General features: G+C 67.7%; 14 protein-coding genes and 1 pseudogene. 11 read left to right on the plus strand and 4 right to left on the minus strand.

The features are described 5' to 3' along the window. The 3 genes and pseudogenes from HUU94_RS00955 to dapE form a co-directional block, all read left to right on the plus strand. Positions 1-389, plus strand: a pseudogene (locus tag HUU94_RS00955) (cell division protein FtsX); the annotation flags it as partial. Then, positions 389-913 (plus strand): YdcF family protein, encoded by a 525-nt coding sequence (locus HUU94_RS00960; RefSeq protein WP_368039832.1) that lies wholly within the window; start codon positions 389-391, stop codon positions 911-913. The pseudogene HUU94_RS00955 and the gene HUU94_RS00960, both read left to right, overlap by 1 nt. A gap of 64 nt (positions 914-977) precedes the next feature. Further along, positions 978-2,105 (plus strand): succinyl-diaminopimelate desuccinylase, encoded by a 1,128-nt coding sequence (gene dapE, locus HUU94_RS00965; protein WP_174273261.1) that lies wholly within the window; start codon positions 978-980, stop codon positions 2,103-2,105. Between the two features lie 22 nt (positions 2,106-2,127). Here the strand turns inward: dapE and HUU94_RS12930 are convergent, their stop codons facing one another. From HUU94_RS12930 to HUU94_RS00980, 3 genes are all read right to left on the minus strand, one after another. Next, positions 2,128-2,433, minus strand: a complete 306-nt coding sequence (locus HUU94_RS12930) for a Smr/MutS family protein (RefSeq protein ID WP_368039833.1) — start codon at positions 2,431-2,433, stop codon at positions 2,128-2,130. 202 nt (positions 2,434-2,635) lie between these two features. Then, on the minus strand, positions 2,636-3,856 hold the full coding sequence (gene mltA, locus HUU94_RS00975; protein WP_174273289.1) for a murein transglycosylase A: 1,221 nt from the start codon (positions 3,854-3,856) through the stop codon (positions 2,636-2,638). Positions 3,857-3,903: 47 nt separating this feature from the next. Then, the gene (locus HUU94_RS00980; protein ID WP_174273263.1) at positions 3,904-4,551 is read right to left on the minus strand and encodes a Tim44/TimA family putative adaptor protein; all 648 of its coding nucleotides are present in this window, start codon (positions 4,549-4,551) and stop codon (positions 3,904-3,906) included. Between the two features lie 247 nt (positions 4,552-4,798). On the opposite strand from HUU94_RS00980, the gene secB reads away from it, so the two are divergent. From secB to HUU94_RS01020, 8 genes are all read left to right on the plus strand, one after another. Continuing rightward, the gene (secB, locus tag HUU94_RS00985) at positions 4,799-5,308 is read left to right on the plus strand and encodes a protein-export chaperone SecB (protein ID WP_174273264.1); all 510 of its coding nucleotides are present in this window, start codon (positions 4,799-4,801) and stop codon (positions 5,306-5,308) included. Positions 5,309-5,419: 111 nt separating this feature from the next. Further along, positions 5,420-6,985 carry a murein biosynthesis integral membrane protein MurJ gene (gene murJ / locus HUU94_RS00990; protein WP_174273265.1) on the plus strand — a complete coding sequence of 522 codons (1,566 nt, stop codon included), beginning with the start codon at positions 5,420-5,422 and terminating at the stop codon, positions 6,983-6,985. A gap of 53 nt (positions 6,986-7,038) precedes the next feature. Continuing rightward, positions 7,039-7,527 (plus strand): sigma factor-like helix-turn-helix DNA-binding protein, encoded by a 489-nt coding sequence (locus HUU94_RS00995; RefSeq protein WP_174273266.1) that lies wholly within the window; start codon positions 7,039-7,041, stop codon positions 7,525-7,527. A gap of 30 nt (positions 7,528-7,557) precedes the next feature. Next, positions 7,558-7,920, plus strand: a complete 363-nt coding sequence (locus tag HUU94_RS01000; RefSeq protein WP_174273267.1) for a hypothetical protein — start codon at positions 7,558-7,560, stop codon at positions 7,918-7,920. Positions 7,921-7,951: 31 nt separating this feature from the next. Next, a complete protein-coding gene (locus HUU94_RS01005; RefSeq protein ID WP_174273268.1) occupies positions 7,952-8,407 on the plus strand; it encodes a hypothetical protein in 456 nt (151 codons plus the stop codon). After that, positions 8,395-8,838: a hypothetical protein gene (locus HUU94_RS01010; RefSeq protein ID WP_174273269.1), complete on the plus strand. Its 444-nt coding sequence runs from the start codon at positions 8,395-8,397 to the stop codon at positions 8,836-8,838. The genes HUU94_RS01005 and HUU94_RS01010 overlap by 13 nt, the downstream gene beginning before the upstream one ends. A gap of 274 nt (positions 8,839-9,112) precedes the next feature. After that, positions 9,113-10,111, plus strand: coding sequence for a tryptophan--tRNA ligase (gene trpS / locus HUU94_RS01015; protein ID WP_174273270.1), 999 nt, complete (start codon positions 9,113-9,115; stop codon positions 10,109-10,111). A 147-nt stretch (positions 10,112-10,258) separates the two neighbouring features. Next, a complete protein-coding gene (locus tag HUU94_RS01020; RefSeq protein ID WP_368039834.1) occupies positions 10,259-10,939 on the plus strand; it encodes a DUF4136 domain-containing protein in 681 nt (226 codons plus the stop codon). Positions 10,940-11,104: 165 nt separating this feature from the next. On the opposite strand, the gene dnaA is transcribed toward HUU94_RS01020, so the two are convergent. Continuing rightward, positions 11,105-12,415, minus strand: coding sequence for a chromosomal replication initiator protein DnaA (gene dnaA, locus HUU94_RS01025; protein WP_254601828.1), 1,311 nt, complete (start codon positions 12,413-12,415; stop codon positions 11,105-11,107). Positions 12,416-12,463 lie beyond the last annotated feature (48 nt).

The raw sequence follows: 12,463 nt of genomic DNA on the forward strand, positions 1-12,463 counted from the left end.
ATCGGGTAGCGGTCGCGGTGGCGCTGGTCGCGGCCTTTTCGGCGCTGCTGGCGAGCGGGCTCGCCGCGCATGCCGCGCTCGCCGCGCACCGGGCGGCGGCCGATATATTGCATGCGCTGGGGGCGACCGATCGCCAGCTTTCGCGCCTGCTGGAAAGGCGGATCGGCGCCGAAGCGCTGGCAGGCGCGGCGCTGGGGTTCGGGCTGGGCACAAGCGTGATCCTGTTCATTGCGGCGAAGCTCGGCGGGCTCGATAAGGGCGGCATGACCGGAACCGGCCTCCATGCGAGCGACTGGACCGCGCTCGCGGCGATTCCGCTGCTTTTGGCGGGCGCTGCCGTCGCGATGACCCGCGCGGTGGTGCTCGCGCGGCTGGCGAAGGCGCCGTGATGCTGCGCCTGATCGCGACATTGGCGTTGCTCTGGACGCTGGGATTGGCGCTGTTCGCGACGATCCTGCCGCCACCGGCGGACCTGCGCCGCACCGATGGCATCATCGTGCTCACCGGCGGCCCCGGGCGGCTGGCGCGCGGCTTGCAGGTGCTGAAGGCGGGCAAGGCCGATCGGCTGCTGATCTCGGGGGTCGATCCGCGCGTCGATGCCCAGGCGATCGCGCGCGCCAACCATGTCCCCGATGCGCTGATGCGGCTGGTCGATCTCGGGCGCGGCGCGGTCGATACGCGGACCAACGCGGACGAAGCGGCGGCGTGGATTGCGGCGCATCACTATCGATCGATCCGGCTGGTGACCGCCGACTGGCACATGCGCCGCGCGCGGCTGGAGCTGGCGCGCGTGCTGGGCAAGGATATCGCGATCCTGCCCGATGGCGTGCGCGGCGAGCCCGGTCTGGCGGCCCTGGCGCGCGAATATGACAAATATCTGCTCCGGCGGGCGGCGATGATCGTCGGATATTGAGCGGCCGCTGGAAGGCGGGGCGCCGGCTAGGCAAGGTGCGGCGGCAGCGCTACGCCCCTACGCCATGCACGCGATCGATCCCGTCGACCTCACTGCGCGGCTGATCGCCTGCAACAGCGTCACGCCCGCCGATGGCGGCGCGCAAGGCGTGCTGGCCGAGGCTCTGGAAGGCATCGGCTTCACGGTCCACCGCCTGCGATCGGGCGAAGCGCCCGATGGCCCGATCGCCAATCTCTTCGCGATCCGGGGAACGCAGGGTCCGCACCTCGCCTTCGCGGGCCATACCGATGTCGTGCCGCCCGGCGCGGGCTGGGCAAGCGATCCCTTCACGCCCGCGATCCGCGGCGATCTGCTCCACGGGCGCGGCGCCGTCGACATGAAAGGCGCGATCGCCGCCTTCGCCGCCGCCGCCTCGCGTACGGGACAGGCGGGAACGCTCAGCCTGATTATCACCGGCGACGAGGAAGGCCCCGCCACTTACGGCACGCCCGCGCTGATCGACTGGATGGCCGAGCGCGGCGTCCGCCCCGACATGATCCTGGTCGGCGAACCTACTTCCGCGACGCGGCTGGGCGATACGATCAAGATCGGCCGGCGCGGATCGGTCAACTTGACGATCATAGTGCCGGGCAGGCAGGGCCATGTCGCTTACCCGCACCTCGCCGAAAATCCGGTGCCCGTGCTCGCGCGCATCGTCGGCGCGCTGGCGGCGCTGGAGCTCGATCGGGGAACCGGGTGGTTCCAGCCCTCCAACCTCGAAGTCACCGATATCGCCACGGGTAACGTTGCGGCCAACGTCATTCCCGGCACGGCCCGCGCGCGGATCAACATCCGGTTCAACGATCTCCATAGCGGCGCGGCGTTGGTCGAGCGGGTCAAGCAGACCGTCGCCGAAATCAGCCCGGCGGCCCAGGTCGAGGCGCGCATCTCGGGCGAGGCTTTCCGTACCGATCCGGGCCCCCTCTCCGATCTGGTGGCGGCGGCGATCCGGGACAGGCTCGGGATCACGCCCGAACATTCGACCAGCGGCGGCACATCCGACGCACGTTTCCTCGTGGCGCTGGCGCCGACGATCGAGTTTGGGCTGGTCAACGCGACGATGCACAAATTGGATGAAGCAGTGGCGGTGGCCGACCTGCACGCGCTGGCCGATACCTACGCCGCGATCATCGAGCGGGCCGTTTCGAGCTAGATCGAGCGGCTTGATACAATTGTCAGCGTCGCCGCCGCAGCACCACATAGAGCGCCCCGCCTCCGCCATGCCGGGGATGCGCGTTGCGGATCGCCGCGATCCGCCCCGCATAAGGCGAGGCTGCCAGCCAATCGCCGATCGCCGCGCGGATCAGCCCTCGTCTCGGCTGCGCATCCTGCGGCCTTGCGCGCCCGGTGATCACCAGCACCAGCCGCGCGTCGTCCGCGATCGCCTGCTCCAGCGCATGATCGAGCGCCGCGTGCGCGGTCGCCAGCGTATGGCCGTGGAGATCGATCGTCCGATCGGGCGCGACGACGCCCTGCCGCAAGCGCCGATCCCAGCCCCCGTCCAGCGTGTCTCCGGGCGCCTTCGTCCTCTCCGTTCCCCGGCGCGGGCCGGGGGCCGGTCGCAACGGTTTCGCGAGAGCAACGCCAGCCTCTGCCTTCGTGCCCTCAATCGGAACGGCCGCCACCGCCACGGGTCGATAGGCATGTACCGTCGCAGCCACCCGCGCCCACAGCGCCTCTTCCTCAGCGCTGAGCCGATGCCTCGCCATCGCCCATCGCCCTCAGCCGCGCGACCGTGCCCTTGGGCAGCAGCAGCAATGCGCGCCCCCGTGCCGACATGCCGCCCGCGATCGTCCGCGCGCTCTGCCCGGCGCCCCAGAAGGTATCGAAGCGGTTGGCGCCCTTGATCGCGCCGCCGGTATCCTGCGCCACCCAGATGCCGCTCGCCTCCGCGCGATCCATCGTCAGGAACAGGGGCGCGCCGAGCGGAATGAACTTGGGATCGGCGGCGACGCTGACGTGGCCCACCACCTGCACCCCCAATGCGCCGAGCGGGCCGGGCCCGACCACCTCCCGAAAGAAGATATAGCTCTTGTCCTCCTCCATGATCGCGCGGCCGCCATCGGGCTGCGCGCGCAGCCCCGCCATCACGCCCTGCATCGAAAGCTGGTTGGGGCCGAGCAGGCCGCGATCGCGCATCGACCGTCCGATCGCGAGATATTCGCGGCCGTTCTGGCCATCATAGCCGATCCGCATCACCGTGCCGTCGGGTTGCAGCAGCCGCCCCGAACCCTGGATCTGGAGGAAGAAGAATTCGATCGGATCGCGCGCCCAGGCGATCTCCAGTCCCTGCCCCGCCAACGCGCCCGCATCGATCGCGGCGCGGTCGTAATAGGGAACGAGCTGGCCGTCCTGCATCCGCCCGCGCTGCTTGCGCCCGGTAGGCCCGTTCGGATTGGCGGTGAATTCCGCATCGACGAGATCGGGCGGACGGCGATAGATCGGCGTGTCGTAGCCGGGATAGGGGGTGCGCGAGCCCATGATCTCGGGTTCGTAATAGCCGGTGGCGAAGCTCGCGCCGTCGCCGATCACCGCCGTCTCGAACCAGCGCGCGAAGAAATCGGGGCCGTCGACGTCGAGCCGCGTCATCGCGTCGGCGCACACCGCCGTCCAGTCGCCTTGACGCGTCAGCTCGCTGGGGTCGGCACGCCGTACCAGCGCCGGGCAGGACAGGCGAAACGCCGCCAGCGCCCCGCGCGCGCTTTCGGCGGTGAGCCCGAGGCTCTCGATCGCCGGCCCGGCGCGTACGCCGGCCAGAGCGGCGGTGGTCGGCTTGGGCGGCTGCACCGGGGTCACGGGGGTCGGCCGCAAGGGCGGATGCGCGATGTCGGGCGGGGGGCGTCTCGGCGTCGAGGCACAAGCCGCCAGGAGAGAGAGTAAGCCTAGGCCCAGCCACCGCGAGATCCTCGCCGGTACTTGGGGAAGCTTCAGACCGCCCACCCTTCCGCCGATCACGCGGCTTCGTCGGTCTCGGTCAGCGTCCAGTTGGGATCGGCCGCCTTGAGCGCGCGGCTGAAGGTCCAGACGTCGTGCGTCGGCACCGCATCCTCCAGCGATCCGGCGACGACCTTGCCCTCCGCATCCCGGGTCACGGCCGCGACGTCGGCATCGAACCGCACGCGGATGTGCGCGGTCTGCGCCTCGACGCTGGCATCCTCGATATGCGCGGCGTCAATCGATACGAGGCGATTGTCGAGCACCAGCCCCTCCGCCTTGCGCTCGGCGATCGCCGCCGAAAAGGCCTCCGCCACCTCGCCATCGACGAGCTCCTTGAGCCGGCTCTCGTCGCCCGACCAATAAGCTTCGAGGATCATCCGATAGGCGGCCTTGGCGCCCTCCACGAAACGCGCGAGATCGAAGCTAGAATCCGCCGCCGCGATCGCGCGCAACCCGGCGGTGGCGCCCGGCGCGTTGCCCGGCTGCTCGCTCGTCACCTGCGCGGGCTCGGCAGCCCCGCGCGACAGCGGCACGCCGCGCATCACGGGCACATGTTCGGGCTTTGCGAGGGGTTGCTCATGGCCCGTGCGGCGACCCAGCACGCTCCACAGTCGCAACGCGACAAAGACGAAAACCATTGCAAGGATGATGATCGTGGACACCCGGCCTCCTGGCGGCCGCCTCTTCCGGAGGCGCCGCGCTAATTCTTCCATAGCGAGCGGCGCCCAAGTTTCAAAGCGGCACGCGTGCACGCTATACGCCCCTGCCCGCCGCAGGGTTCCGCCCTATACCAGCGCCCCCCAAGCACAGCGTTCCGCATTGCCCCCGGCGGGGCACGCTGCTAGCGCTTCGCCCGCCGCCGCGCCCACCCGCGCGGGGCGCAATCATCTTGCGAGGAAATGCCCAGCGATGGCCGAGAATGATGCGTTGACCCCGGGTTTCGATCCCCAGCCCAATGGCGCCGACACCGGCCCGCAGCTCGGGCTGATCGCGCAATATGCGAAGGACCTGTCGTTCGAAAACCCCAACGCGCCGGGCGTGTATCAGCTTCAGGGGCAACCCGAGATCGATGTGCAGTTCAATATCGGCACGACGAAGATCGCCGACGACGTGCACGAGGTGGCGATGAAGATCGAGGTCAAGGCCAAGATCGCGGGCACCACCGCTTTCCAGGTCGAGCTCGTCTATGCCGGCCTGTTCGGCGCGCGCAATGTGCCCGACGAGGCGCTGCACCCCTTCCTCTATGCCCAGGCGCCGCAACTGCTGTTTCCCTTCGCGCGCCGCGTCGTGGCCGATACGATTCGCGACGGCAATTTCCCGCCGCTGATGCTCGATCCGATCGACTTCGGCGCGCTCTATGCGCAGCAGAACGGCCAGGCCGAAGCGCTCGCCGCCGCCGAGCCCGCCGGCCAGGCGTAACTTGCTTCCTTCCCTTTAGGGGGAGGATCGGGGTGGGAGTCCGGCGATGCTGACATTTCCGCTATTGCCCTCCCCCCAGCCCTCTTCCCGATGGGGAGAGGGCCCGATCGCATGAGCCTCGTCCGCAACACCGCGACGATCGGCGGGCTGACTCTGGTCAGCCGGGTCGCGGGCTTCGTGCGCGATATGCTGATGGCGCAATATGTCGGCGCGGGGCTGGCGAACGACGCCTTCCTGATCGCCTGGCGGCTGCCCAACCTGTTCCGCGCTTTGTTCGCCGAGGGGGCCTTTTCCTCGGCCTTCGTGCCGGCGTTCAACCGCGAGTTCGGGCGCAAGGGAGGCGGGCTGCGATCGGCGCTAGGCTTCGCCGACGAGGTGCTGGCGATCCTCTTCCCCGCCGTGCTGATCCTGACGGTCGCGATGATGGTGCTGGCGGGGCCGGTGGTGTGGGCGATGACGGGCGGCTTCCCCGACGGCGGGCCGGACAAGTTCGATCTCGCGGTCGCGCTGACCCGGATCACCTTTCCCTATCTCGCGCTGATCAGCCTGGTCTCGCTGATGGGCGGCATCCTCAATTCGGTCGATCGCTTCTGGGTCAACGCGGCGGCGCCGATCCTGCTCAACCTGTGCATGATCGCCGGGCTGCTCTTCTTCCGCGGCGATACCGCGATCGAGACCGCGCATACGCAGGCGATCGCCGTCACCGTCTCGGGCGTGTTCCAGCTCGGCTGGCTGATCTGGGCATGCGATCGCGCGGGGACCGGGCTGACGCTCCGCCGTCCGCGCCTCAACCCCCGGGTGCGCGCGCTGCTCAGGATCATCTGGCCGGCGGCGCTCGGCGCGGGGGCGGTGCAGTTCAACCTGCTGATCTCCACCAGCCTCGCCGCGCGCTTCCTGCCGCAGGGCTCGGTTTCCTATCTCTATTATGCCGATCGCCTCAATCAATTGCCGTTCGCGCTGATCGGCATCGGCGTCGGAACGGCGATGCTCCCCGGTCTGTCACGGCAAATCGGCGCGGGCGACGACAAGGGCGCGGGCGTGACGATGAACCGCGCGGTCGAACTCGTGCTGGTTCTCACGCTTCCCGCGACCGCCGCGCTGATGATCGCCGCCGGCCCGATCATCCGCGCCTTGCTCCAGCACGGCGCCTTCACCGCTTATGACGCGACCGCCAGCGCCGCCGCGCTCGCCGCTTTTTCGATCGGCCTGCCCGCCAATATCCTGATCAAGGTGCTCGTCCCCGGCTTCTATGCGCGCGCCGACACCCGGACGCCGGTGCGGATCGCGCTCATCGCGATGGCCTCGAACCTCGCGATGAACCTCATCCTGATCTGGCCGATGCGGCATGTCGGTCTCGCGCTCTCGACCGCGCTGTCCTGCTGGGTCAACGCCGGGCTGCTCTGGTGGACGCTGCGCAAGCGCGGCCACTTCACGATCGATGCGCGGCTCAAACGCAGCGCGGGCAAGCTGCTGCTCGCGACGCTGGCGATGGCGGCGCTGCTGATCGCCGCCAACCCTTTCCTCGCCCCGCACATGACGCGCGACCTGCTCGAACGCGCCTTATGGCTCGGCGCGCTGATGATCGCCGCCGCCGCCGTCTATTTCGCCGCCGCCTTCCTGCTCGGCGCCTTCCGCCCCGCCGAGTTCAGGGCGCAATTTACGCGACGCCGGGGCTGATCGCCGACATCGCGCAATCCTCAATTCGACTCGGGGCCATCGCTGGCTCTACCTTGCGCCGGATTCTTGCGGAGGCGGGGAACGTGCGGGAACAGGGCTTGCAAGAGCTGACCGACAGGGAGCGCGATGCTCTTCGCCTGGTGCTCGACCACAGCTTCGACGAGATCGGCCGCACCTTCGGCGTGAGCAAGTCCGCCGTGGCCCAGCGGCTCACCGCGGCCAAGGCCAAGCTCGGCACGAACAGCGCGCGCGATGCCGCCCGCTTCCTCGGCGAACATGAGGGGTGGCTACACAATCGTACAGGTACGAACGAACAGGTTCCCGACACGGCGGCTCCCGGCCTTCTGTCGCTTCGACAGCGCATCATCGGGCTGTTGAAGGGCCGAGGGGAACGCAATGACCTGACGGGGACGCAGAAGCTGGTGCTGACCTTCGGGGCGGCGCTGATGGTGCTTCTCTTCATCGCGCTTCTGGCAAGCGCGCTCGCCCAACTCGGTACGGTCGGGCAAATCTATATTTCACAGGGGCGAAAGCCTCTTTAGCGCGCCCCTCACGGCGCGGGGGATGACGATATGAACAGCGAAGCGACGATCGCCGCGATGAACGCCGTTGCGGGCCTCAAGGCCCTGGAGACCAAGGGCATCGCGTTCCTCGAGGAGCATGCGCTCTTCAAGACCAAGCTTCACGCTTTCAAGCGGGCGGGCGGACTTCCCCTGCTCTACGGTCTCGAAACGCTGAACAGCGCGTCCGAAGCCGAAGCGGCGGTGGTGGACAGCCTCATGCAGCTCGCGCAATGCCATCGCCATCTGGAGCAGGCGAAGAAGGACCTCGACCTGCGGATCGTCGGCATCGGCGACGAAAGCTGGAGCATGTGCGCCCCGCAGCGCGAGACGGCCGATACGCTCCGCGTGGTCGGCGGCACCAAGGCCGCTTGACCTCGAAAGGGGCAGGTGATGCGGGAACGCCATGCCCTGGCATGCCTATGTCTATAACGTCCTCCTGCTCTCCTGCTGCCTGTATGCGGCGGTCAGAGGGGGTGCGCCGGAGCGTGCTGACGCCGCCATCATCCTGCTGGGATCGGCGCTGACCTTTCTGTCCTACTCGCCCCCGGCCGCCCGTTTTCATGCAGTGGAAGAGTTGGTCTTCATGGTAGACATGGCCGTGCTCGTCGCCTTCGCCGCCGTTTCGCAACTGGCGGATCGTTTCTGGCCGATGGCCGTGACGGGCGCCCAGCTCGCGGGCATATCCGTTCACGTCATCAAGGCGCTTGCGCCGGACGTCGCGGTGCTGGGATACAGCTTCGCGCTCGCCCTGCCGGCCTACATCATGCTCGGCTGCATCGCGGCGGGCGTCTATCGCCACCAGCGCAGGCTCGCCGCGACCGGGCGCGATCCGTCCTGGATCAGGCGATGCCGGTCGTGAAGAAAGCCGCGAGCCTCTTGGCGCTGCTGCGATCGTCCGCCGGTGCGCTCGCAAGACGCAGGCGTGTCGTGCGCGGGACGCCGATGGCCGTCCGGGAAACCGCGATGCACGAGCTTAAGGGCAGACGCAAAATGGAGCATCTCTTCGGCCAGCACCTGTTCGGCGAGCCGTCCCGCGACATTCTTCTCGACCTGTTCCTGGCGGAAGACCGGGGTAAACCGGTCGCGCTCTCCAGCGGATGGATTGCCAGCGGCGTCTCCGCCGCGACGGCGCTGCGCTTTGTCGCGAATCTCGAGAAAGCGGGCTTCGTCCAGCGCAAGGAGGATTTCAACGACGGCGACGATATCCACATTTCGCTGACCGCCGAAGGCCGCGACCGCATGATCGCTTACCTCCGATCCAGCGATACTTCTCCCTCTTCGGCCTCCTGACCGAGCAGATCGATCGCCCATTGAATGTGCGCGACGGCGTGCATCGCCAGACCTGCGGCATCGAGCTCGCGGAGGGAAAGCTTCAAAGCCTCTTGGACTTGCCTCAAAGTCTCGCTTTTCTCGGTCATACCTTCTTGTGACGACGCCTCCTCGGTATGAGCAATGCTCGTAAGCTCTTGGCGGTCCGTCATGAGAAACGCAATTCGGGTGTGATCCTGCGGGACCGAGGTTCCGTCTGCTTGACCAGTCCCGGCGCATGTCGGAGAGGCTCCGGATGCGCATCGTCTCCGGCATCCAGCCTACCGGCAATCTCCACCTCGGCAATTATCTAGGTGCGATCCGTAACTGGGTGGCGATGCAGGAGGCGATGGGCCCCGGCGACGACTGCCTGTTCTTCCTGGCCGATCTTCACGCGATCAGCGAGCATCAGGAGCCCATCGCCTTCGCGCGCGGTATTCGCGAGATGGCCGCGGCGCTGATCGCCTGCGGGATCGATCCCGAGCGCGCGATCCTCTTCCGCCAGCGCGACGTCGCCGCGCATGTCCAGCTCCAGTGGCTGCTCAACGGCACCGCGCGCGTCGGCTGGCTCGACCGCATGACGCAGTTCAAGAGCAAGTCCGGCAAGAACCGCGAAGGCTCGAGCGTCGCGCTCTATACCTATCCCGTGCTCCAGGCCGCCGACGTCCTGCTCTACCAGGCGACCCACGTTCCCGTCGGCGAGGATCAGAAGCAGCATCTGGAACTGGCTCGCGACATCGCCGCCAAGTTCAACACCGATACCGGCACCGACCTGTTCACCTTGCCCGAGCCGATCATCCCGCCGGGTGCTGCGCGGGTGATGTCGTTGCGCGACGGCAGCGCCAAGATGTCCAAGTCCGACCCGTCGGACATGAGCCGGATCAATCTGATCGACGATGCCGATACGATCGCGCAGAAGCTCCGCAAGGCGCGCACCGATCCCGAGCCGCTGCCCGACGATCCGGCCTTGCTGGATGCGCGGCCCGAGGCGAAGAATCTGGTCAGCATCTATGCCGCGCTGGCGGGCGAGACCAACGCGCAGGTGCTGCAACGCTTCGCGGGCCAGGGGTTCGGCGCTTTCAAGCCCGCGCTCGCCGATCTCGCGGTGGCCAGGCTCGCGCCGATCGCCGCGCGGCTCACCGAATTGGTGCGCGATACCGCCGAACTCGATCGCCTGCTCGCGCGCGGCGCCGAACGCGCGCGCGCCATCGCCGCGCCGACGCTCGCCAAGGCCTATCAGGCGCTTGGGCTGTGAGATGCTGTCGCGGCATGCGAGATGCGACGAACCGCGCAACCGGCGGTGTTCACCAGACGTTCAATGCCCGTTCATTCGCGATGCCGTAGGCAGGCGCATAACTCGTTGGGATCGTAGAAAATGTCTCTCCGCCGCACACTTCTTTCCTTGACCGCTCCTATCGCGCTGCTCGCGGTCGCGGGTTGCGCCCCGCTGGCGTTCCGCGCCAATGTCTCGCGCTTTCAGGCGATGCCGGCGCCGCAGGGCCAGACATTCTGGGTCCAGTCGGCCGATCCCGCGTTGCAAGGCGGGCTCGAATTCTCGATCTACGCGCGTCAGATCGCGGCGCGCCTCGCCGAACAGGGCTATCAGCCCGCACCAAGCCGGCGCGGCGCCACCCTGCTGGTCAATGTCGGTTACGGCGTCGACAATGGCCATGAAAAGGTCGTCAGCTACGGCGGTGGCTATGGTCCGTGGGGCGGCTCCTGGGGCTATGGCGGTTTTGGTGGATATGGCGGCTTCGGCGGCGGTTTTCGTGGTCGCGGCTGGTACGGCGGCTGGAACGATCCCTATTGGTATCAGCCTTTCGGCGGCACGCAGGTGCAGAGCTATACCTATTACGTCAGCCAGCTCGAAATGCGGATTACGGGCGCTGACGGCCGCATGCTCTTCGAAGGGCATGCCAAGGCACGGTCCACCGACGACAGCCTGCAACACCTCGTCCCCAATCTCATCGAGGCGATGTTCACGGGGTTTCCCGGTCGGTCGGGCGAGGATGTCTTGATCACCGTGCCGCCACCGCCCAGGCCGGGATCGGTCAACGCACCGATCAATCGCAACGGGGTCTGAGCAGCCTAGAGAGTGCGATTATCGAGGGGTTTAGAGTCTGCCCTGTTGACGTATAACCCTCGTCACCCCGGCCTTGAGCCGGGGTCCCGCTTCTTCTTCAGCGTTGGCAGGCAGCGGGACCCCGGCTCGAGGCCGGGGTGACGTTCAGCTTGAACAGGAGAGCCTCTAGCTCTCCAACTGCCGCATCAGCAGGCGCACGTCGGCGTCGATCTCGGCATCGGCGGCGCGTAATTCCTCGATCTTGCGCACGGCGTGGATCACCGTCGTGTGATCGCGCCCGCCGAAGCGCCGCCCGATCTCGGGCAGCGAGCGCTGGGTGAGCTGCTTGGCGAGATACATCGCGATCTGGCGCGGCCGCGCGACGTCGCGCGCGCGCCGCGCCGATCCCATTTCCGATTGGCGGATACGGAAATGTTCGCAGACCCGGCGCTGGATTTCGTCGATCGTCACGCGCCGCTGGCTGGCGCGCAGTTGATCGGCGAGCGCCTCCTGGGTGAAATCTAGATCGATCGCGCGATTGGACAAGGTCGCGAAGGCCAGCACGCGATGCAGCGCGCCCTCCAGCTCGCGGATCGAGGCGCTGATCCGCTTGGCGAGGAACATCACCACCTCGTTGGGCACGATCGCCGACGGCAGCGATTCGAGCTTCTTGAGGATGATATTGTACCGCAGCTCGAAATCGGCGGCGTTGACGTCGGCGACCAGCCCCCACGACAGTCGCGAAAGGATGCGATTCTCGATCCCCTCGAGATTCTGAGGAGAGCGATCCGCGCTGATCACGAGACGGCGCCCCGCCGAGATCAGCTCGTTCATCGTGTGAAAGAATTCCTCCTGCGTCGATTCCTTGCCGGCGATGAACTGGACGTCGTCGATCATCAGCAGATCGGCGGTGCGCAGCCGCGCCTTGAAGCTGTGCGTATCCTTGGCGCGCATCGCCGCGACGAATTCGTACATGAACTTCTCGGCGGACATGTAGATGACCTTGGCCGAGGCATGGCGCGCGCGATATTCGTGGCCGATCGCGTGCATCAGGTGCGTCTTGCCGAGCCCGACGCCGCCGTGGAGGAATAAGGGATTGAAGGCGACGCGCCCGCCCTCGGCCAATGTCCTGCCGGCATTGTAGGCGAGCTCGTTGGCCTTGCCGACGACGAAGGCATCGAACGTGTAGCGCGCCTCCAGCGTGCTGCCGTTGATCTCCACGGGCGGCGCCTCGGCAGGGGCGGCCGGCTCCGGGTCCGCGGTGAACGTCATCCGTCCCGTCGCGTCGGGCTTCGATTCGACCACCACCCGGGCGATCGCTGGCAAGGCGGCGCGCCATGCGGCGGCGAGCTGCTCGGCGAAATGCGTCTGCACCCAGTTGGCGAGAAAGGCGGAGGGCGCCGCGAGCCGCACCTCGCTTGCGGCCAGGTCGCAGCCGCTTAGGACGAGCGGCTTCAGCCAGCCATCGAACGTGCGCTGGCCGCAGCTCTGACGCAGGCTCTGGCGGACGGCTTCCCAGGCCGCTTCGGCGGCGCGATCGGCACC

The organism is Sphingomonas bacterium (assembly GCF_903644055.1).
Taxonomy (GTDB): Bacteria; Pseudomonadota; Alphaproteobacteria; order Sphingomonadales; family Sphingomonadaceae; genus Sphingomonas_I.

Excerpts from the sequence above, each read along its gene's own strand:
- murJ (WP_174273265.1), top strand. The coding sequence starts at position 5,420 with ATGAGCCTCGTCCGCAACACCGCGACGATCGGCGGGCTGACTCTGGTC.
- HUU94_RS01010 (WP_174273269.1), top strand. The coding sequence starts at position 8,395 with ATGCCGGTCGTGAAGAAAGCCGCGAGCCTCTTGGCGCTGCTGCGATCG.
- HUU94_RS00960 (WP_368039832.1), top strand. The coding sequence starts at position 389 with ATGCTGCGCCTGATCGCGACATTGGCGTTGCTCTGGACGCTGGGATTG.
- dapE (WP_174273261.1), top strand. The coding sequence starts at position 978 with ATGCACGCGATCGATCCCGTCGACCTCACTGCGCGGCTGATCGCCTGC.
- trpS (WP_174273270.1), top strand. The coding sequence starts at position 9,113 with ATGCGCATCGTCTCCGGCATCCAGCCTACCGGCAATCTCCACCTCGGC.
- secB (WP_174273264.1), top strand. The coding sequence starts at position 4,799 with ATGGCCGAGAATGATGCGTTGACCCCGGGTTTCGATCCCCAGCCCAAT.
- HUU94_RS01005 (WP_174273268.1), top strand. The coding sequence starts at position 7,952 with ATGCCCTGGCATGCCTATGTCTATAACGTCCTCCTGCTCTCCTGCTGC.
- HUU94_RS01000 (WP_174273267.1), top strand. The coding sequence starts at position 7,558 with ATGAACAGCGAAGCGACGATCGCCGCGATGAACGCCGTTGCGGGCCTC.